The sequence below is a fragment of the Corynebacterium meridianum genome (assembly GCF_016342265.1).
Classification (GTDB): Bacteria; Actinomycetota; Actinomycetes; order Mycobacteriales; family Mycobacteriaceae; genus Corynebacterium; species Corynebacterium meridianum.
Genome location: NZ_JAEIOS010000010.1, coordinates 166,981 through 185,916 on the forward strand (window position 1 = coordinate 166,981; position 18,936 = coordinate 185,916).

Annotated in this window: 20 protein-coding genes; 7 read left to right on the forward strand and 13 right to left on the reverse strand. The window is 66.8% G+C overall.

Annotated elements, in window-relative coordinates; translation table 11 throughout:
- Window positions 1–116 precede the first annotated feature (116 nt).
- Window positions 117–1,166 (forward strand): zinc-dependent alcohol dehydrogenase family protein, encoded by a 1,050-nt coding sequence (locus JDV75_RS03060; protein ID WP_198737781.1) that lies wholly within the window; start codon window positions 117–119, stop codon window positions 1,164–1,166.
- 131 nt (window positions 1,167–1,297) lie between these two features.
- On the opposite strand, the gene JDV75_RS03065 is transcribed toward JDV75_RS03060, so the two are convergent.
- Window positions 1,298–1,525, reverse strand: coding sequence for a hypothetical protein (locus JDV75_RS03065; RefSeq protein ID WP_198737782.1), 228 nt, complete (start codon window positions 1,523–1,525; stop codon window positions 1,298–1,300).
- A 3-nt stretch (window positions 1,526–1,528) separates the two neighbouring features.
- On the opposite strand from JDV75_RS03065, the gene JDV75_RS03070 reads away from it, so the two are divergent.
- On the forward strand, window positions 1,529–2,155 hold the full coding sequence (locus JDV75_RS03070; protein ID WP_198737783.1) for a hypothetical protein: 627 nt from the start codon (window positions 1,529–1,531) through the stop codon (window positions 2,153–2,155).
- Between the two features lie 80 nt (window positions 2,156–2,235).
- Here JDV75_RS03070 and JDV75_RS03075 read toward each other — a convergent pair whose 3' ends face one another.
- The 7 genes from JDV75_RS03075 to clpS form a co-directional block, all read right to left on the reverse strand.
- Window positions 2,236–2,382, reverse strand: a complete 147-nt coding sequence (locus JDV75_RS03075; protein WP_198737784.1) for a hypothetical protein — start codon at window positions 2,380–2,382, stop codon at window positions 2,236–2,238.
- A gap of 397 nt (window positions 2,383–2,779) precedes the next feature.
- Window positions 2,780–3,547, reverse strand: a complete 768-nt coding sequence (locus JDV75_RS03080; protein WP_198737785.1) for an MBL fold metallo-hydrolase — start codon at window positions 3,545–3,547, stop codon at window positions 2,780–2,782.
- A gap of 73 nt (window positions 3,548–3,620) precedes the next feature.
- On the reverse strand, window positions 3,621–4,466 hold the full coding sequence (murI, locus tag JDV75_RS03085; RefSeq protein WP_248095777.1) for a glutamate racemase: 846 nt from the start codon (window positions 4,464–4,466) through the stop codon (window positions 3,621–3,623).
- A 282-nt stretch (window positions 4,467–4,748) separates the two neighbouring features.
- Window positions 4,749–5,660 (reverse strand): serine hydrolase, encoded by a 912-nt coding sequence (locus JDV75_RS03090; RefSeq protein WP_198737786.1) that lies wholly within the window; start codon window positions 5,658–5,660, stop codon window positions 4,749–4,751.
- A complete protein-coding gene (locus JDV75_RS03095) occupies window positions 5,657–6,352 on the reverse strand; it encodes a rhomboid family intramembrane serine protease (protein WP_248095675.1) in 696 nt (231 codons plus the stop codon). Before JDV75_RS03095 ends, JDV75_RS03090 begins: the two co-directional genes overlap by 4 nt.
- Before the next feature lie 53 nt (window positions 6,353–6,405).
- A complete protein-coding gene (locus JDV75_RS03100; protein ID WP_198737787.1) occupies window positions 6,406–6,945 on the reverse strand; it encodes a DUF2017 domain-containing protein in 540 nt (179 codons plus the stop codon).
- A gap of 18 nt (window positions 6,946–6,963) precedes the next feature.
- Window positions 6,964–7,257 carry an ATP-dependent Clp protease adapter ClpS gene (clpS, locus tag JDV75_RS03105; RefSeq protein ID WP_198737788.1) on the reverse strand — a complete coding sequence of 98 codons (294 nt, stop codon included), beginning with the start codon at window positions 7,255–7,257 and terminating at the stop codon, window positions 6,964–6,966.
- A 135-nt stretch (window positions 7,258–7,392) separates the two neighbouring features.
- Here clpS and JDV75_RS03110 point away from each other — a divergent pair, with 135 nt between their 5' ends.
- From JDV75_RS03110 to JDV75_RS03125, 4 genes are all read left to right on the forward strand, one after another.
- Window positions 7,393–8,715, forward strand: coding sequence for a nicotinate phosphoribosyltransferase (locus tag JDV75_RS03110; RefSeq protein WP_336244282.1), 1,323 nt, complete (start codon window positions 7,393–7,395; stop codon window positions 8,713–8,715).
- Window positions 8,716–8,980: 265 nt separating this feature from the next.
- Entirely contained in the window at window positions 8,981–10,945 is a 1,965-nt protein-coding gene (locus JDV75_RS03115) for an ATP-dependent DNA helicase (RefSeq protein ID WP_198737790.1), read from the forward strand.
- Window positions 10,942–12,372, forward strand: a complete 1,431-nt coding sequence (locus JDV75_RS03120) for an AMP-binding protein (protein ID WP_198737791.1) — start codon at window positions 10,942–10,944, stop codon at window positions 12,370–12,372. Before JDV75_RS03115 ends, JDV75_RS03120 begins: the two co-directional genes overlap by 4 nt.
- 88 nt (window positions 12,373–12,460) lie before the next feature.
- A complete protein-coding gene (locus tag JDV75_RS03125) occupies window positions 12,461–13,015 on the forward strand; it encodes a GNAT family N-acetyltransferase (protein ID WP_198737792.1) in 555 nt (184 codons plus the stop codon).
- Window positions 13,016–13,037: 22 nt separating this feature from the next.
- Here JDV75_RS03125 and JDV75_RS03130 read toward each other — a convergent pair whose 3' ends face one another.
- Window positions 13,038–13,283: a helix-turn-helix transcriptional regulator gene (locus JDV75_RS03130; RefSeq protein WP_198737793.1), complete on the reverse strand. Its 246-nt coding sequence runs from the start codon at window positions 13,281–13,283 to the stop codon at window positions 13,038–13,040.
- An 11-nt stretch (window positions 13,284–13,294) separates the two neighbouring features.
- Window positions 13,295–13,741 carry a hypothetical protein gene (locus tag JDV75_RS03135; protein WP_198737794.1) on the reverse strand — a complete coding sequence of 149 codons (447 nt, stop codon included), beginning with the start codon at window positions 13,739–13,741 and terminating at the stop codon, window positions 13,295–13,297.
- A gap of 166 nt (window positions 13,742–13,907) precedes the next feature.
- Here JDV75_RS03135 and JDV75_RS03140 point away from each other — a divergent pair, with 166 nt between their 5' ends.
- Window positions 13,908–14,081, forward strand: coding sequence for a hypothetical protein (locus JDV75_RS03140; RefSeq protein WP_198737795.1), 174 nt, complete (start codon window positions 13,908–13,910; stop codon window positions 14,079–14,081).
- Between the two features lie 229 nt (window positions 14,082–14,310).
- On the opposite strand, the gene JDV75_RS03145 is transcribed toward JDV75_RS03140, so the two are convergent.
- From JDV75_RS03145 to ctaD, 3 genes are all read right to left on the reverse strand, one after another.
- Window positions 14,311–15,132 carry a YwiC-like family protein gene (locus JDV75_RS03145; RefSeq protein WP_198737796.1) on the reverse strand — a complete coding sequence of 274 codons (822 nt, stop codon included), beginning with the start codon at window positions 15,130–15,132 and terminating at the stop codon, window positions 14,311–14,313.
- 252 nt (window positions 15,133–15,384) lie between these two features.
- A complete protein-coding gene (serB, locus tag JDV75_RS03150; protein ID WP_418884370.1) occupies window positions 15,385–16,677 on the reverse strand; it encodes a phosphoserine phosphatase SerB in 1,293 nt (430 codons plus the stop codon).
- 145 nt (window positions 16,678–16,822) lie between these two features.
- Window positions 16,823–18,550 (reverse strand): aa3-type cytochrome oxidase subunit I, encoded by a 1,728-nt coding sequence (gene ctaD / locus JDV75_RS03155; protein WP_198737798.1) that lies wholly within the window; start codon window positions 18,548–18,550, stop codon window positions 16,823–16,825.
- Between the last annotated feature and the right edge of the window lie 386 nt (window positions 18,551–18,936).

Here is an 18,936-nt window from a genome sequence, read left to right on the forward strand (position 1 = left end):
AAAACTGGCATCGAAACACACCCCTGTTGCAGGGTGAAAAAGTGGACTAGCCTCGTGCCATAAGATTCACCAAATCCATTCTAAGTGACAACCAATCTCAACAAGGAGGCTCCACCATGAAGGCACTCGTCTACCACGGACCGGGACAGAAGTCGTGGGAGGAAGTACCGGATCCGACCATCCAGGAACCCACCGACGTCATCTGCAGAATCGACGCAACCACCATCTGCGGCACCGATCTCCACATCCTCAAGGGCGACGTCCCCGCGGTGACCGACGGACGGATCCTAGGCCATGAAGCTGTCGGAACCATCACAGAGGTCGGGGACGCGGTCACCGAGTTCAAGGTCGGCGACCGCGTGATCATCCCCGCCATCACCTCCTGCGGCAAATGCAGCTTCTGCAAGGTCGGAAACTACTCCCACTGCCAGACCGTCGGAGGAATCGGCTGGATCCTCGGCCACCTCATCGACGGAACCCAGGCGGAGTACTGCCGGGTTCCCTTCGCCGAGACCTCCATCTACGCCGTCCCGGACGGACTGAGCGATGAGGACGTCCTGTTCCTCACCGACGCACTTCCCACCGGATTCGAGATCGGCATCCTCAACGGCAACACGAAACCGGGCGATACCGTCGCCGTCGTCGGCGCCGGTCCGGTGGGCCTGTCCGCCGTCATGACCGCAGGCCTCGCGGGTGCCGGACGGGTCATCACCGTCGACATGGATGAGAACCGAATGGACACCGCGATGGCGTTCGGAGCCACCCACAAGGTCAACGCCGGCGACCCGGACGCGATCGACAAGATCAAGGCACTGTCCAGCGACGGTCTCGGCGTCGATGTCGCCGTCGAAGCCGTCGGTATCCCGCAAACCTTCAAGACTTGTCTCGACATCGTCCGACCACACGGCAACGTCGCCAACGTAGGCGTCCACGGCAAGTCCATCGACCTGCCCCTGCAGGACCTGTGGATCTCAAGCATCACCATCAGCATGGGTCTCATCGACGGGTACTCCATCGACAAACTGATGCGCATGGTCGAGTCCGGCAAGTTGCCTGCCAGGAAGATGGCCACGCACCACTACACGATGGACCGGTTCATCGAGGCCTACGATCTGTTCGCCAACGCCGCGGAGAACAAGGTGGTGAAGCTGGTCATCACACCGTAGTTCCACGGGTACGTACCGCGTCCGTCGGTCCACGACGGAGGTGATGCCCCAGCGGACGTCCGGCAGGAAACGATCTCCCCGGACGGCTCCCCTGGGGCGTCATTCATTCACCCGTACCCCGTCAACGAACCTCAGCGACGCCGTCGGCTGACCCGCAGTGCTGTAGCTGCGAGCACCAGGACCCCCATGGCGAATGCGGCGGCCCACACGGCGACGATCCCGGATCCACCGTCCCCATCGGATGATGCCTGCTGAATGGCCGGGGTGGCCTCAGCGGATTCCGCAGCCGCCTGAGTGCTGACAGACCGTCCGGAATCACCCCGGGATTCGACGCTGTCGCGCCCCTTCCACTGGCGCACCGCATGGGAATGCCCCTCGTGGCTGTGACCGTGGTCATGGTCGTGGCCGGCATGATCGTGGCCGTGACCGGCATGATCGTGACCGTGATTGTGCCCACCGTGATCATGACCCCCATGCACATGATCGTGCCCGTGACCTCCGTGGTGATGGCCTGCATGGTCGTGGCCGTGTCCACCGTGGCCATGTTCCCCGTGATTGTGCCCCGAGTGATCATGTCCATGGTCGTGGCCATGCCCGGAATGATCGTGACCATGATCGTGCCCACCGTGGTCATGGTCGTGGTCATGCCCGTGGCCCCCATGATCGTGAACATGACCACCGTGATCGTGATCATGCCCGTGGTCCCCATGATCGTGATCGTGACCACCGTGGCCATGGTCGTGGTCCCCATGATCGTGATCGTGACCACCGTGGCCATGGTCGTGGTCCCCATGATCGTGATCGTGACCACCGTGGCCATGGTCGTGGTCATGCCCATGGTCCCCATGGTCGTGATCGTGGCCACCGTGGTCCCCATGGTCGTGATCGTGGTCATGGCCGTGACCCCCATGGTCGTGATCGTGGTCATGGCCGTCGGAACCGGGTTTCGGCGAGCTGGACCCGAATCCGGGGATAACTCCTCCGGATGACGATCCGATCGGCCCTGAGGACGGCGAGTCGGGACGATCGCCACCACTGTCCCGCTCGGGCGAAGTGGAACCGCTGGAATCTACCGGTCGATCTCCACCGCGCCCGCCATGATCGTGGTCGCCGTGCCCACCGTGATCTTCGTGATCTTCACCGGATTCGGCATGGTCGTGGCCGTCATGCCCATGGTGGTGGTCAGGGTCGTGGCCGTCGTGATCGTGGTGTGCATGACCATGGTCATCATAATCCGCGCTGTGGGAGGCATCGTCCGCGCCCGATGGCGTCGCAGGGCTGTGGTCTGCCTCAGTGGCATCCGAGGTACTCTCGGCGGCGGTTTCGGGCAGAGTTTCCTCGGCATTGACGATGGCGGGCGACATCACGGCAAGCGGCAGTGCAGACGCAAAGGCGATTGCCAGCGCCCGGTTCCTCAGGTACATGACCAACTCCAGAGTAGTAGACAATGATTCTCAACAAAGTTAGCCTGTTTTCCCGTTAATGGTTACTTTTTTCATTAGTGGGGGTCGTCACACCTCCACCTCACGAAAAAGAAACCCCGCCGAGCAGGGTTTCTTCAGATTCGGTCCGTAGCACCGGAGCAGAGCCGCCGCCACAGGTGATGCGTGGGATTAGATGCTCAGCTCCATACCCGCATGCCCCAGAAGGATCTCGCCGTCGAACTCCGACCGGGCGGCTTCAAGGGTGGCCTGATCATCGACCCACGGGGGAATGTGCACGAGGACGAGCTGCCGCACGCCTGCGAGCCTCGCCGCACGCCCGGCCTCCTGCCCCGAGATGTGCATGGCCTCAGGCTTTCCGGCGGGTTCATCACCCCAGGTCGCCTCGCACAGAAACACGTCCGCGTCGCGAGCCAACTCGACGAGGTTGTCGCACCATCCGGTGTCGCCGGAGTATGCGAGGACGCGACCCGTCGACGGTTCTTCGACACGCAGGCCGTAGGCCTCGATGGGGTGGACGACGGAGTACGGGGTCACGGTGAAATCGGCGATGGTCTCCGGCTCACCGTTTCTCCACGGCACGAACGCGAAGGAATCAGACATGTCGTCCACCTCGCCCTCGATGTCGGCCGAGAGACGCCCCATCCGGGCCGGCAGGTCAACGGGGCCGCAGCACAGGTTCCGCGCGGGAGCGGCTGACGCCGGGTGATAGCGACGCCACACCATGAGCGAGGGGAAGTCCATGCAATGGTCCGCGTGCAGGTGGGAGAACATCACATGGGCGTCCGCTGGATCCTGCACCTGCTGCAACGCCGCGAGGGTCCCGGGGCCGAAGTCCATGATCACCGCTGGGCCGCGGGTCCCGCGCAGAAGGTACCCGGAAGCGGGCCCTTTTGGGGCTCCCAGACTTCCGGTGCACCCGAGGATGGTCAACTTCATAGGAATCACTGTGCCATGACTCGGGGCCGCATGGGTATCTCTCAGGCTGAAATCGTGTCGTGTCCGGCGTGGATTACAGTCCGTCCAGGTGGCTTACCTGTGTCACATCCGGCCCCAGGAAACGTCCCGCGAGCTGTGTGAACAGTCGCGGATCGCCGGTGGACTCGAAGGTCCGGGAGGGCGTTCCGGTCTCCGCGAGCAGATCCATCTGGCTCAGGGTGCGCAGCACATCCTTGGCGGTTTCCTCGGCGGATGACACCAACGTCACGTGCTCCCCCATGGCCAACTGGATGACGCCGCTCAGCAGCGGGTAGTGGGTGCATCCCAGGACGAGGGTATCGACGCCCGCCGCCTGCAGCGGTTCGACATAAGCCTGTGCGACGCCGAGGATCTGCCGTCCGGAGGTGATGCCGCGTTCCACGAAGTCCACGAAGCTCGGGCAGGCGGTGGCGAAGCACTCGACGGACGGGGAGGCCGCGAACAGTTCCTGGTAGGCGCCGGAACTGATCGTTCCCGCGGTACCGATGACACCGATGCGTCCGTTGCGGGTTGTCGAGACCGCTCGCCGAACGGCGGGCAGGATCACCCCGATGACCGGGATCTCGTAGCGCTCGCGGGCGTCGCGGAGGAACGCGGAGGTCGCGGTGTTGCAGGCGATGACGATCATCTTGCACCCGCGGCGCACCAGTTCATCCGCGACCGCCATCGAGTGTTCCCGGACGCGACGGATGGGCAGGGGGCCGTAGGGTCCGTTGCCCGTGTCCCCGATGTAGATCATCGATTCGCTCGGGAGCTGATCGACGATGGTCCGGGCGACCGTCAGCCCACCGACACCGGAGTCGAAGATGCCGATCGGTGACTCCGCCGTCGGGGGGAAATCGGCACGGATCTTCTCATCTGCGGGGGGTTCCGGGTTAATCACGCCACCGATCCTATCCGGCCCGACCCGCGCCGGCGTCCGGGTGTTGTCACCGGAACGCGGAGCGGGACACCGCGACCGGCGTGTACCCGATGGGATCGACCCCTCGGCCACACCGGTACAGCACCGGTGGTCACACCGGAATTCTCCAGCAAGGAGCCTCGACACCATGCTCCCACACCACAACACCGTCAAGACGCCCGTGTCCCGGGCGGAACGGCGGTAGCGTCCGTCGACCCGTCCACTCCCCGGATCCCACCGTCCTTCCGGTCGGGGTTGCGGTTACTGCGGTTCCGATTCCGGGTGGGGCTCCGGTACACACGCGGCGGCATCCCCGAAACTGTCTTCGTCGATCGCGGTGTTCAGCCTGAGGGCCATCCGGTCGAGCATCGCCCGTCCGGTGTCGTAGGTGCCGTCACCCGGCTGCACCGCCAACGCGATGCCGACCTCCCCGTCCCGGGTCTGCAGGACACCGAACTGCCGGACCAGGTAGTCACCGGCGTCGTCCGGCCCCCACCCACCCTTGAAGGGAAGGTCCGGTATCAACCCGAGTCCGTAGGACTGGGCATCGGTGATCTGATTCATCGCGGTCAGTACAGCGCCCGCACCGGGTATGCAGGTCATCTGGTGGGCGAACCGTGCCTGATCGACGAGTGCCCAGGCGGTCTGACCCGCGGCGGAGAACCCGGACCTGGTGATCTCCGGGGGAACGGTGGTCTCATCCCCGGCCTTGCGGAGGATCTGTTCGGTGGCTTCCGCGGCATCGGTGCCGCCGCCGAGGGAGTACCACAGGGTGTCCAGGGCGGCGTTGTCGCTCACCGTGATCGCCCGGTCCACGGTCTGAGTGGTCTCGGTGCCGCGGTACAGGACCGCCATGGACACCGGGACCTTCACCGTTGACCACGCCGGGCCGACGGTGACCGATCCCGCCGCCACGACGGAGCGGCCGTCGGCTAGCGCGACGCCAACGGCACCGTCCGCGTCCGCGGCGGCGGCGATCTCGTCCGCCACGCGCTGCAGCTCCCGGGCCCCGGGTTGACCCTGCACCGTGGGGCCGGTCGCCCACGGGGAGGCACCCGTCGAGGCCGCCGGGGAATGCTGTTCACCGGTCATGCCAGAGTCACCGTCCTCCGTGGGAATCGTGCAGGCGGAAAGCACCGCCGCGCACACGAGCAGCTCTGCCAGTCTCTTCATGCCAGTCCGTCCCTTGTGCGGGGTGTTCGCCGGACCGGATCATCGGATGTGATGGTCGCCCCGGCGATGACCCCACCGACCGCGCCGAATAGGTGCCCCTGCCAGGACAGACCCGCCTGCGGCAGGAAACCGTAGACCATCCCGGAGAACGAGAACACGAGAATGACCCCGACGAGGATCTGTCCCAGCGAACGGTTGTAGAAGCCGCGGACCATGAGGTAACTCATCCAGCCGTACACCACACCCGAGGCACCGATGTGGTTCGTCCCCACTCCCCCCAGTAGCCAGGCACCGAGACCGCCGACAACCATGCAGATCATCGTGACCTCGAAGAACGTTCTCTTTCCGGAGAGGCCGATGAGGAATGCGGCGACGACACCGACGGTCGTGTTCCCCATGATGTGCGCGAAGTCGGCGTGCAGGAAGGGGGCGCTGAGGATCGTGGGCAGGAACGCGGGATCCAGCGGACGGATACCGAAGGAGTTGAGGTAGCCGCCACTGAGGATGTTGAGCAGGAACACACCCCAGATCGCGATCACCCAGCCGATGGTGAGGCGCAGCGACGTGCGGAGCCGCGCACGCCCTGTGGACACCGGTGAGGACGTAAACGGTGTCACCACGGGCGGCCCACCGGGGAATGCTGACCCGGGATCGGGGATGTGGAAGGCGGAACGGTCGGGGTACCTGGGCACGTCATTTCCTCGTCATTCGTGAGTCACGTCGGATTTTTCCGCACGTGGCTGGGTCACCCCATCAGGGCGGCGAGCAGGGAATCCTGGTTGAACGCCAGCCACTCGACGAGCGCGGCGCGCTCCTCCTCCGCAGCCTCGCCGTTGACGTCGCCGGAGGCGACGTAGAGGCGGATGTCGTTCAGCCCTGTGATCCAGGCGTTGACCTCGGATTCGGGTACGACCACGGCGACGTTGCCGTCCGGTCCGAGTGCTTCGGTGATCACCTGGAGGTTCTCGAGCTTGCCCCGGCAGATGTCGTTCTCGTGGAGGCTGCGCAGCAGGGAGTTGTCCCCCTCGTACTCCTCGTCACCCGCGCGTTCGAAATCAGGCAGGAGCCGGCGCAGCGCCGGATCCTCGGGGGCTTCCTTGTGCCCACTGGGCATTCCGGTGAGCTCCGCGAGTTCGTCCTTCGGGGCGGACTGCGCCCGGCGGATCAGCGCCTCCGCAACGGTGGCCGCGAGATCGCCGAGCACCTCCCGTTCCATGGGCTCGAACGTGGCGGTGAATCTGGCCCGACCGCGGATCAGGCCCTTCCTGCGTTTCCAGGGTTCCATGTCGCGTATCTCCCCCGCTCAGCCGGCCTGCTGCATCGTCGCCCAGAGGCCGGCGGTGTGCAGCTTCTTCACGTCCGCCTCGACCTTGTCCTTCTCCCCCGAGGAGACGACGGCCTTGCCCTCGGTGTGGACCTGCATCATCAGCTCCGTCGCTCGCTTACGGTCGTAGCCGAGCACCGTCTCGAACACGTAGGTGACGTAGCTCATGAGATTGACCGGGTCGTCCCAGACGATGCACATCCAGGGCAGATTCTCGCTCGTGAGGACGTCGACGTTCTCCGTCTCTACTGGTACCGGTGTGGGCGAACTCATGTCCACAAGACTATCCGTTTCCGTTCGGACATGCGGGACCGCCTCGGTTACGGCGGCACACCGGCACTCCCCCGGAAAAGTACCGTTGCTGTCGGTGCCCGAAACTATGGGACTACAGTGGACTGCGTGAATCACATCACCCCGGAATCAACAGACAATCACCGTTCCAGCGCACTGCTGACGGACATGTACGAGCTGACGATGCTGCAGGCGTCGCTGCGGGACGGAACCGCCGACCGCGAGTGCGCCTTCGAGGTATTCGCCCGCCGGCTCCCCAACGAGCGCCGCTACGGCGTCGTCGCCGGAACCGAACGCGTCCTGCGCGCGGTACAGGACTTCGTGTTCACCGACGAGCAGCTCGCATCGCTGGACTTCCTCGACGAACGCACCCTGGAATACCTGCGCAACTACCGTTTCTCGGGCCGGATCGACGGTTACCGGGAGGGTGAGCTCTACTTCCCGCACTCCCCGATCCTCACCGTCCGCGGCACCTTCGCCGAGTGCGTGCTCCTGGAGACGGTGATCCTCTCCATCATGAACGCGGACTCCGCTGTTGCGTCCGCCGCGGCCCGCATGGTCACCGCCGCCAACGGCCGGAAGATCATCGAGATGGGTTCGCGGCGGACCCACGAGTACGCCGCGGTCGCCTCCTCGCGTGCGGCGTACCTGGCGGGCTTCCACTCGACCTCCAATCTCGAGGCCGCGTTCCGCTACGGGATCCCCGCAGGCGGCACCGCCGCCCACTCCTGGACCCTCCTCCACGTCAACGAGGACGGGAGCCCGAACGAGGAGGCCGCGTTCCAGGCCCAGATCGATTCACTCGGCGTGGGGACCACCCTCCTGGTGGACACCTACGACATCACCAACGGCGTCGAGACAGCGGTGCGGGTCGGCGGCCCCAAGCTCGGCGCGGTCCGGATCGACTCCGGCGACCTGGGCATGCTGACCCGGCAGGTCCGGCGCCAGCTCGACGCGCTCGGCAACCACAACACCAAGATCGTCGTCTCCTCCGACCTGGACGAGTTCGCAATCGCCGGCCTGTCCGGCGACCCGGTGGACATCTACGGTGTGGGCACCTCGGTGGTCACCGGTTCGGGCGCCCCGACTGCGGGCATGGTTTACAAGCTGGTCGAGGTCGACGGCAAGCCCGTCGCCAAGCGTTCCCGCAACAAGGCCAGCCGTGGCGGCGCGAAGCGCGCGCTGCGCACGCACCGCGACACCGGGACCGCCGTCGAGGAGATCGTGCTGCCGATCGACGCGGAGACTCCGGACACCGGGACGCTGACCGCCCGCGAGCTGACCATCCCGATGATCCGGGACGGCAGGCCGGTGGACGGCCTCCCGACGCTGAACGAGGCCCGCGAGCACCTGGCCGCGCAGCTGGTCACCCTCCCGTGGGAGGGCCTCGCCCTGTCCCGGGACGAGCCCGCCCTCAGCGCCCGCTTCGTCGGGTTCTGATTCCCGCCCCAGCCTCACGGCCCCGGACCGCGCCAGCGTTCCGGGGCTTTCCTCTCGTCCGACCGTCGTACGGTCCCCGGTCCACTCCTCCCGCACGGGTCCGGGAATCGTGCACCGTCGGTGCAGGCTGTCCCCGGCACGGCACCGTGCCCCGGTCGGCCGGGGTTAGACTGCAGGGCAGCCCATTCCACGCGGTCTCAATCAGCCCGGTTCCCGGCCGCCACGGAATGCCCCTCTGACTCATCGACCCCCGCGGGAAGGATCCATGCCCGAAGCCGCGCTCTCCCCCGACACCGGTCAGCTCCTCGGGACGGCGGTGTCCGCGATCGGCGGTACCACGCGCCCCGGCCAGGTCGCGATGCTGAACGCCGTGACGAAGGCGATGCGGGAGGAGCGGCACCTGGCGGTGCAGGCCGGCACCGGGACGGGTAAATCTCTGGCGTACCTCATTCCGGCGCTCGCCCACGCGCAGGCCACGGGCACCACCGTCGTGGTGTCCACGGCGACGATCGCGCTGCAGCGGCAGCTGGTCGAACGCGATCTTCCCCGGTTGGCGGACGCGCTCGAGCCGGTGATGGGCAGGCGCCCGACCTTCGCGATCCTGAAGGGCCGCTCGAACTACCTGTGCCTGAACAAGATCAGCCAGCCGGAGGCCCCGGAGGAGGCGCTGATCGACGAGGCGGATCTCTCGTGGATGGGCCGGCACATCGTGCGGCTGAACGAGTGGGCGCAGGAGACGGAGAGCGGTGACCGGGATTCCCTGGATCCGGGTGTCCCCGATCTGGCGTGGAAACAGGTCAGTGTCACGGCCCGGGAGTGCCTCGGGGCGAACCGCTGTCCGCACGGGGAGGACTGCTTCGCGGAGTCCGCCCGCAGGAAGGCCCAGGACGTCGACGTCGTGGTGACCAACCACGCGCTGCTCGCGATCGACGCCCTGTCGGAGGGCACGATCCTGCCCGAGCACGACGTCGTGGTCATCGATGAGGCCCACGAGCTGGACGGGCGGATCACCGCGGTGGCGACGGCGGAGATCTCCGGCCCGGCGTTGACCCTGCTGGCCAAGCGGGCGGGGAAGCTCGGCGCGGAGGGACGCGACGAGAAGGTCAGCGCGCTCGCGGGCGACTGGGAGAAGCTGTCCACAGCAATGCCCGAGGGCAGGTGGAACGTGATCGATCCGTCAGCGACATCGCTGCTCACCGCACTGCGGGACGCGTTGTGGTCGCTGCGGCAGTCGATCGCCCGGAGCCCCGACGGAGAAGTCGCCAACGATCCGACGACGGCGGCCGAGCGACAGTCCGTGGCGACGGCGCTGCAGGAGACGCACGACTCGATCGTCCGGGTACTGGAGGTCTTCGCCACCGGCGACCCGACGAAGCAGCAGGACGTGGTGTGGCTGAACCGGGACGACCGGCGCGGCGACACCCTCCGGGTCGCTCCGCTGTCCGTCGCGGGTCTGCTCGCCGCACGCCTGTTCGCCGAGCAGACGGTGATCCTGACCTCCGCCACGTTGACGCTCGGGGGGCGTTTCGATGCGATGGCCGCCGCATGGGGCCTCGCCCGCGGCTCCTACGACAGCCTCGACGCCGGTACCCCCTTCGACCCGGCTAAGGCCGCGATCCTCTACACGGCCCGCAACCTGCCGGACCCCGGCCGGGACGGACTGCCGGAGCAGACACTCGACGAGATCGCGGATCTGATCACCGCCGCGGGCGGACGTACCCTGGGGCTGTTCTCCTCCCGGCGCGCCGCGGAACAGGCCACGCAGGCGATGCGGATGCGCCTGCCCTTCGACATCCTCTGCCAGGGGGACGACGGCACGGGCGCGCTGGTGGAGCGCTTCGCGAAGAGCGAGAACACCTGCCTGTTCGGCACCCTGTCGCTGTGGCAGGGCGTCGATGTCCCGGGGCGGACGTGTTCGCTGGTCATCATCGACCGGATCCCCTTCCCCCGGCCCGATGACCCGCTGCTGCAGGCCCGGAAAGACGCGGCTGACGCGGACGGGCGGAACGGGTTCATGGAGGTCGCCGCGAGTCACGCCGCGCTGCTCATGGCGCAGGGGGCCGGCCGGCTGCTGCGCCGCACCGACGACCGCGGTGTCGTCGCCGTGCTGGACAACCGCCTGGTGACCCGCCGCTACGGTTCCTTCCTGCTCAACTCGATGCCCCCGTTCTGGCGCACCTCGGATTCGAAGGTCGTGCGCGGCGCCCTGGAGAGGCTGGTGGCCCGGTGATCTACCCGGACTGTTCCCTGCCCGGGCTCCTGTTCACCGGCGAGCTCCCCGATACCCCGGCGATCACGGATCCGCGGCGCACGGTGACGTACCGGCAGCTCGCCCGGGAGGTGGCGGCCGCGGCCGGCGCACTCGTGGACCGCGGTGTCCGCGCCGGTGACCGCGTCGCGGTGCAGGTGCCCAACGGGATCGGGTTCGCGGTCGCGTTCCATGCGGTGCTGTCGGTCGGTGCCACGGTCGTCCCCGTCGGAGTGCAGGTCACACCGGAGGACCGGGAGTGGCAGATACGGCGCTCGGGTGCCGTTCTGCTCATCGACGCCGACACCGCGGCGGAGCTGCGCCCGGCGCGGGGCACCGCGATCCGGCCCCGTCCCGTGGATCCGGATTCCGTGGCGGTACTCCCCTTCACCTCCGGGACGACGGCACGGCCCAAGGCGATCCGGCTGACACACCGGAACATCGTGGCGAACACGATGCAGTTCGCCTCTGTGCTGCCGCTGGAGGCGGGCGAGACGTGCATGGCGGTACTGCCATTCACCCACGCCTACGGGATGACGTCCCTGCTCAACGCCCCGCTGCTGCTGCGCGGCCACGTCATCGCCGAGCCCTTCGACGCGGAACGCTTCCTGCTGGGCCACGGCACGCACGGCGTCGCACTCTCGTTCATCGCTCCCCCGCTCGCCCGACTCATGGCGCACCACCCGCTCGCCGCGGAGGTCGACTTCGACGCGCTGCGCACCGTCATCAACGGGGCCGCCGCGCTGGACCCGCAGATCGCCGCGGAGGTCCGGAAGCGGACCGGGGCACGGGTGATCCAGGGGTACGGGCTCACGGAGGCGTCACCGGTGACCCATCTCGCCATCGATCCGGACTGCCCTCCCGACACGATCGGGTACCCGCTCCCGGACACCGCGGACCGCATCGTCGACCCGGTGACGGGCGCAGACGTCGACGCCGGTGCCGCGGGCGAGCTGTGGGTCCGCGGCCCCCAGGTCATGGCCGGATATCTGGATGACCCGGCGCGGACCGCGGCCCGGTTCCGGGACGGTTGGCTGCGGACCGGGGACTGGGCGGAGCGCGACGCCGGTGGCGGGGTCCGCATCATCGACCGGATCGACGACGTGATCAATTCGCGTGGTTTTCAGGTCTCCCCCTCCAGGCTGGAGAACATCGTCACCGCTCTCCCCGATGTCGCGGACTGCGTGGTCACCCGGGGCCACACCACCGACGGAGACGAGTGCCCGGTGGCATTCATCATGGTGGCCGAGGGCGCACGGATCGATCCCTGTGCCGTGATGGACCATGTCGCCGCACGGACCGCTCCCCACGAGCGGATCCGTGCGGTCGAGTTCGTTGACGCCCTTCCACGCTCGGCGGCGGGAAAGGTGCAGCGGCAGCTGCTCCCCACACTGCGGGTCGAGGTCTGAGCGCCGATCCATCGAGTCCCGCGCCGACGGTGGATGCCCGCGGGAACACCGCCCGGCGCGTCCCCGTGCGCGCGGATAAGCTGTGGACATGGACGAGATGACCTGGCCCATTCCCCTGGACACCCTGAGCGACGGCGTGATCCGCTTGCGTCGTCCCTGTGCGGCAGACGTCGATGACGTCTACGCCACCGCAGTCGATCCGCTCTCGGTGAACTTCACCTCCGTTCCCGGGAACTACACCCGCGAGATGGCCGCCGAGTATCTGCGGAACTGCGAGGACAGTCCTGACCTGGCATTCTGGGCGATCGAGCTGGCCGGGGACCCCGGACACTACGCCGGGAACATCTCGCTGCGGCTCACCGATGCGGAGGTCGGGTCCGTCTCGGTCAGCTACGCGACGGCCCCGTGGGCGCGGGGCCGCGGCATCATGCCCCGCGCACTCGACCTCGTGGCCGATCACGCGCTGGCGCACGGTACCCACCGCATCGAGCTGAGCACGATCGCCGACAACGTACGCTCCAGGTCGGTTGCGGAACGGTGCGGGTTCACCTTCGAGGGGGTCAAGCGGCAGGCCGCCATCCACCGTGGCGGGTACGTGGACACCGCCTACTACTCCCTGCTGGCCACCGACCGCGGGCGCTGACCCCTGAAACTGCGCCCGTGACTCACCTGCCTGCGGCGGGGTCGCGAGCCACCGGGACGGCCGGCCGGGGCTCCTTTCCGTCGGGTGTGAAGATGTCCTCTATCCGAACCCCGAACACCCCCGCGAGCGCGAAGGCGAGTGGGAGCGAGGGATCGTATTTTTCGCGTTCGATCGCGTTGATCGTCTGGCGGGACACCCCCAGCAGATCCCCGAGCCGGGCCTGGCTCAGGCCCGCGGTCCTGCGCCGTTCCGGCAGGTTGTTCCGCATCGTCAGGTGCCCTACCTAGACCAGATACCGAGCCGGAGGTTCAACGCCGCGGTCGCGATGACCCAGGCTGTCGCGTAGACCGGCCAGACGAACATGTAGTTGATGTCGGGTGCGCCGAGGAACACCTGCGCACACCCGTAGCTGAACGTGACCGCGGAACCACCCGCGAAGGCGATCGCCAACGCCTTGAGCGTTATCCCGAACTCGAACTCGTCCTGGTCGCAGCACATCGCCGTCGCCCCGGCGAGAACGATCACGATACCGGTGACGATGAGGATCAACGCCAGCTCGCGGGCGAACGGCGCGGAGCCCTTGATGACGGCGAGTGCGAGCACCAGAAGTGCGAAGTATCCGGCCATGGACACAGCGAAGGCGCGCTGTCCCCGTCGGAGCCGGTTCCACCATCTCTGCGCCGGATGGATTCCGGTCCCCTCCCGATCTTCCCGGTAGGCGTTCATCGTTCCTCGGTTTCCTCTCTCGACCCGGAGGTGCCGGGACGACCACGGGCGATTGTGTCAGCGTGCCCTGACGTTAACCCCGGAGCCCCGGATCTATCAAGTGAGCTTGACACCCGGTACCGCGGTCGAGACCTCCTGAACCCAGGACTATCAGTAACACCCGCGCATGTGGGACCGCTTCGCGGAGGAATCCCGCTTCTCGGAGCCGGGGACGAGCGTGACGGACGGAACGTGCATCACCGCGTCGTACTGGTATCGACCGAGCCTGTCTCTGGCCCTCGACACCCAGCTGAAACACGATGTACCGAACCCGGCTGTCGGTGTCCGGACGTCGTACTGACCGGTTCCAGCCCCCCGCCACACAGATCCCGAGACGTGGAACGCAGCTCCCCGGCGGTGACCGCGATGTCCGGCCCGCGGTCGGTCACCCTCTCCCGGGCCGGGGGAGGGCGCGGTAGCCCGCCACGGGTCCGCCCAGGATCTCTCCCGCGGGCACCGTTATCTCTCGACCGCTCACGCAGGTTCCCCCGTCTCTTCACCGGGTGGTGACGCGGGCGCCGGCAAGTCGGCTAAACAACTCCCGGAGGCACCAGAGCCGCGATGAGGACGAGAACGGTCACGGCCATCTCACCGAAGCCGACGGTGCGCGGACGCCACGGTGTGCCGCGGCGTGCAGCCTGCCAGGGCATCCACCAGGCGCGCAGGGCGACGACCAGGAACGCCGGCACAGCGAGCCAGGTCGCCAGTCCAGCCACGGCGAGCACGACCACCACGACGGCGGCGGCGAGATGATAGGCCACGGCCCCGATGAACCAGGTCCGGTCCCCGCGTTTGCGGATCAGTGTCTTGACGTAGGGGATGGTGCCGCAGAAGTACAGGGCGATCACCGCGGTGGACACCCACAGGCGCGCCGTCATGGGGTCGCCGGCGGCCCAGGCGGTGACCGGAATCATCGCACAGCTTGCGAGCACGGTGGACTCCCCGGAAGCGAGGGACCGGGGGCGCCTGTTCCACGCCTCCCAGACCGCGACGGCGACCAGGGGGCCGAAGATCAACCCGAAGACGAGAATCGTGGGCTGCATTACGACGACCACTATCGAGGCGAGCACGCAGATGACGCCGTAGGTGACCAGGGGCGCGACGTAGCGCTGTTTGCGGGGACCGCGGGCCTTCATCCAGAGACCGGCGGCGAAGAAGGCGAAGTAGCCGACGAACCAGGCCACGGCGAGCGGGAGGTGGATCAGTGCGGGGCGGGCGACGGTGATCCCCACGACCAGCGGGATGATCACCATCACCCACGCGCCGTGCTGGTCCGGTACCCAGCCGGCGTTGCCGCCCTTCTTCTTCCGTGATTTCGCGGGTTTGTCCGTGTGCGCGGAGGGCTGGGTCATTTTCTACCGGTGTCCTTTCGGAAATGGGACGACGTCGCGGTTCCCCGTTCCCCGGGATCCGCGGCGCTGCCCATACCGTCCGCCGAACTGAACCCGGCACGAAAAAGAGGGTGTCGTCTCCCTGATCGTCCTCCTACGTGCGGAGGTCTGACTGCCGCGCCCGCCGCAGACGCGTGTCGGCGCGGATCAAGCCCCTGGCCCGGGGCCTGTACCCATGGTATCCGGTGAGGCTCCCCTCATCCAGCCCGTCGGTCAGTGCAGCGGCACACGCCGCAGTGAGCCGTCGGACAACCCGGCCTCGTCGATCTCCTCACGGGAGATGCCCATGATGTGCAGGACCTCATCGAGGAACGGATGGTTGACGGCCGCGTCGGCGACTTCCCGGAGCGCGGGCTTCGCGTTGAACGCTATGCCGAGGCCTGCTGCGGACAACATGTCGATGTCGTTGGCCCCGTCGCCGACGGCGACGGTCTGGTGCAGGCCGAGACCCGAATCGGCGGCGAACTCCGCGAGGAACTCGGCCTTCGCCGCGCGGTCGACGACCTTGCCGATGACGCGGCCCGTGAGCTTGCCGTCCTCGATCTCGAGGGTGTTGGCGCGGACGTAGTCGAGCTCGAGGTCCGCGGCGAGTCCCTCGAGCACCTGGATGAAACCTCCCGAGACGACCGCCGTCTTGTAACCCATGCGCTGCAGTGTGCGGATGGTCGTGCGGGCACCCGGGGTCAGGACGATGTCGCGGGCGACATCGTCGATGACGGAGGCGTCGAGTCCCGCCAGAACCGCGACGCGCTCCCGCAGGGACTCCTCGAAGTCGATCTCCCCACGCATCGCGCGGGCCGTCACCTCGGCGACCTCCTCCTCCTTGCCCGCGTGTGCCGCGAGCATCTCGATGACCTCCCCGGTGATGAGCGTGGAGTCGCAGTCGAAGCAGATGAGGTTCTTCGCGTAGCGGACGAGTCCGGCCCGCTCGATGGCGATGTCGACGCCGATCTCCTGCGTGAGGGTCGCCAGGGCCTTGCGTAGGGCGACGCCGCCGCCGGGCTTCGGATCGGCGACGGTCACCTTCAGCTCCAACCCGGTGACTGGATAGTCCGAGATTCCCCGGATCGTGTCGATGTTCGCCCCGTAGTCGGCGAGGGTCTGGCCGATGCGGGAGATGTGCTGGGCGGTGACCGGGTTGCCGAGGACGACGACAGCGTGCGTGGACAGTGCCCGGGTGGATCGCAGGGAGTCCTGCACCTCGACGGTCACGGTCTGTCCGTAGGAACGGAGCGTCCCCGACAGGCCTTCGGTGAGGGTCTCCAGGTCGTCGGGGCCACAGCCGACGAATGCGGCGAGGTTCAAGCGGCCCCGGAACAGCGACTGCTCGACATCGAGCACCTGGACCCGGTGGGCCGCCAGCACGCGGAAGAAGGCCGCGGAGACACCCGGTCGGTCACGTCCGACGACGGTCACGACCGCCGGGACCAGTCCCGGCGGGAGGGTCACCGTGATGTCCTGGACGGCGGGGGCTGCGGTACGGGCGGTTTGATTTGTCTGGCTCACGAGCCCATTGTTCCATGTCGCCGCACCCCGGAAAGACATCACCCCCGCGGGAACCTGGGTTCCTGCGGGGGTGATGGTGCGTATGTCATTCGGTGGTCAGACCTTTTCGGTCGGTCCAGTCTGACCGCGTCGTACCGGGGTCGACCTACCTGGTCTTCTCCAGCACCGGGGAGTCACCGGAGGGGCGACCGACGTGTGCCTCTGCGCGCATGCGCTCAACCATGTGCGGGTAGTGCAGCTCGAACGCGGGGCGCTCGGACCGGATACGCGGCAGCGAGGTGAAGTTGTGGCGCGGGGGCGGGCAGCTGGTGGCCCACTCGAGGGAGTTTCCGTAGCCCCAGGGATCGTCGACGGTGACGATCTCGCCGTAGCGCCAGGACTTGAACACGTTCCAGATGAAGGGGATCACGGACAGGCCGAGGATGAAGGCGAACACCGTGGAGATCTGGTTGTAGATGGTGAAGCCGTCGCTCTCGAGGTAGTCGGCGTAACGACGCGGCATACCCATGTTGCCCACCCAGTGCTGGATGAGGAAGGTGCCGTGGAAGCCGATGAACGTCAGCCAGAAGTGGATCTTGCCGAGGCGCTCGTTGAGCATCCGGCCCGTCATCTTCGGGAACCAGAAGTACACACCGGCGTAGGACGCGAACACGATGGTTCCGAACAGCGTGTAGTGGAAGTGGGCCACGACGAAGTAAGTGTCCGAGATGTGGAAGTCCAGCGGCGGGGAGGCGAGCATGATGCCCGTCAGACCACCGAAGAGGAACGTCACCAGGAAGCCGAAGGCGAAGATCATCGGCGTCTCCCAGGTCATGTGTCCGCGCCACATGGTGCCGACCCAGTTGAAGAACTTCACGCCGGTGGGCACCGAGATGAGGAACGTCATGAAGGAGAAGAACGGCAGCAGGACCGCACCGGTGACGAACATGTGGTGCGCCCAGACCGCCATGGAGAGGGCGGCGATGGACAGCGTCGCGAACACGAGACCGGCGTAACCGAAGACGGGCTTGCGGGAGAACACCGGGATGACCTCGGAGATGATCCCGAAGAACGGCAACGCCAGGACGTAGACCTCCGGGTGACCGAAGAACCAGAAGAGGTGCTGCCAGAGGATGGCTCCGCCGTTGGCCGGATCGTAGATGTGGCCGCCGAGCTTGCGGTCGTAGAGAACACCGAGCGCGGCCGCGGTCAGCATCGGGAAGATCATCAGGGCCAGGATCGAGGTGACGAAGATGGTCCAGGTGAATACCGGGAGGCGGAACATGGTCATGCCGGGTGCACGGAGGCACAGGATGGTGGTGATCATGTTGACGGCCGACAGAATCGTGCCGACACCGCCGGCACCGACGCCGACGATCCACATGTCCGCGCCGATACCGGGCGAGTGCGCGGCGTCGGACAGCGGCGAGTACATCGTCCAGCCGAAGTCAGCGGCACCACCGGGGGTCGCGAAACCGGACAGCATGATGATTCCGCCACCGGTGGTCAGCCAGAAGCCGAACGCGTTGAGACGCGGGAACGCCACGTCGGGTGCGCCGATCTGGAGCGGCATGACGAAGTTGGCGAAACCCCAGACGACCGGGGTTCCGTACAGCAGCAGCATCACCGTGCCGTGCATGGTGAACAGCTGGTTGAATTGCTCGTTGGAGAAGATCTGCATTCCGGGGTAGAACAGCTCCGCCCGGATGAGCAGGGCCATGAAGCCACCCAGGAAGAAGAAGCTGAAGGACATCATGATGTACATGACGCCGAGGAGCTTGTGGTCCGTGGTGGTGAGCATCAACCAGGCAAGACTGCCCTTTCGACCGGTTCCCTTCGGAGCCGGTCGTGATGGAGCGACGAGCTGGTCGCTCCGTTTCTCTACAGCGGTCATTTGGTTCCTCCTGACTACGCAGCGGCCCTGATCAGCCAGGGCCACCCATGTTTCACGCTGACTTGATAGTAAAGGATCGCTTCTGGGTGTTCCAGCCACCCGGAGAGCCCTATGTCCCAGCACACACCGGTTTTATACCGCCCAGTGGCTACCGTTTTCCGCGTCGTTGCCGGTGGGTGGCGTACCGGCCCCACGAACCTGAAACCGCCTGTGACTTCCGACACCTTTGTGACAGGTGTGGTAAACCCGAACTTTACCTCTGATCGGAGGTGCTTTTTCACCCCCGCCCGGGTTAGAGCTAAAGGTGTAGACGCCGACCGGAGGGTATGACTCTCCCCCTCAAATGGCGCGACCCGACACAACGACGGAGGGCCCCGCCCCGGCAT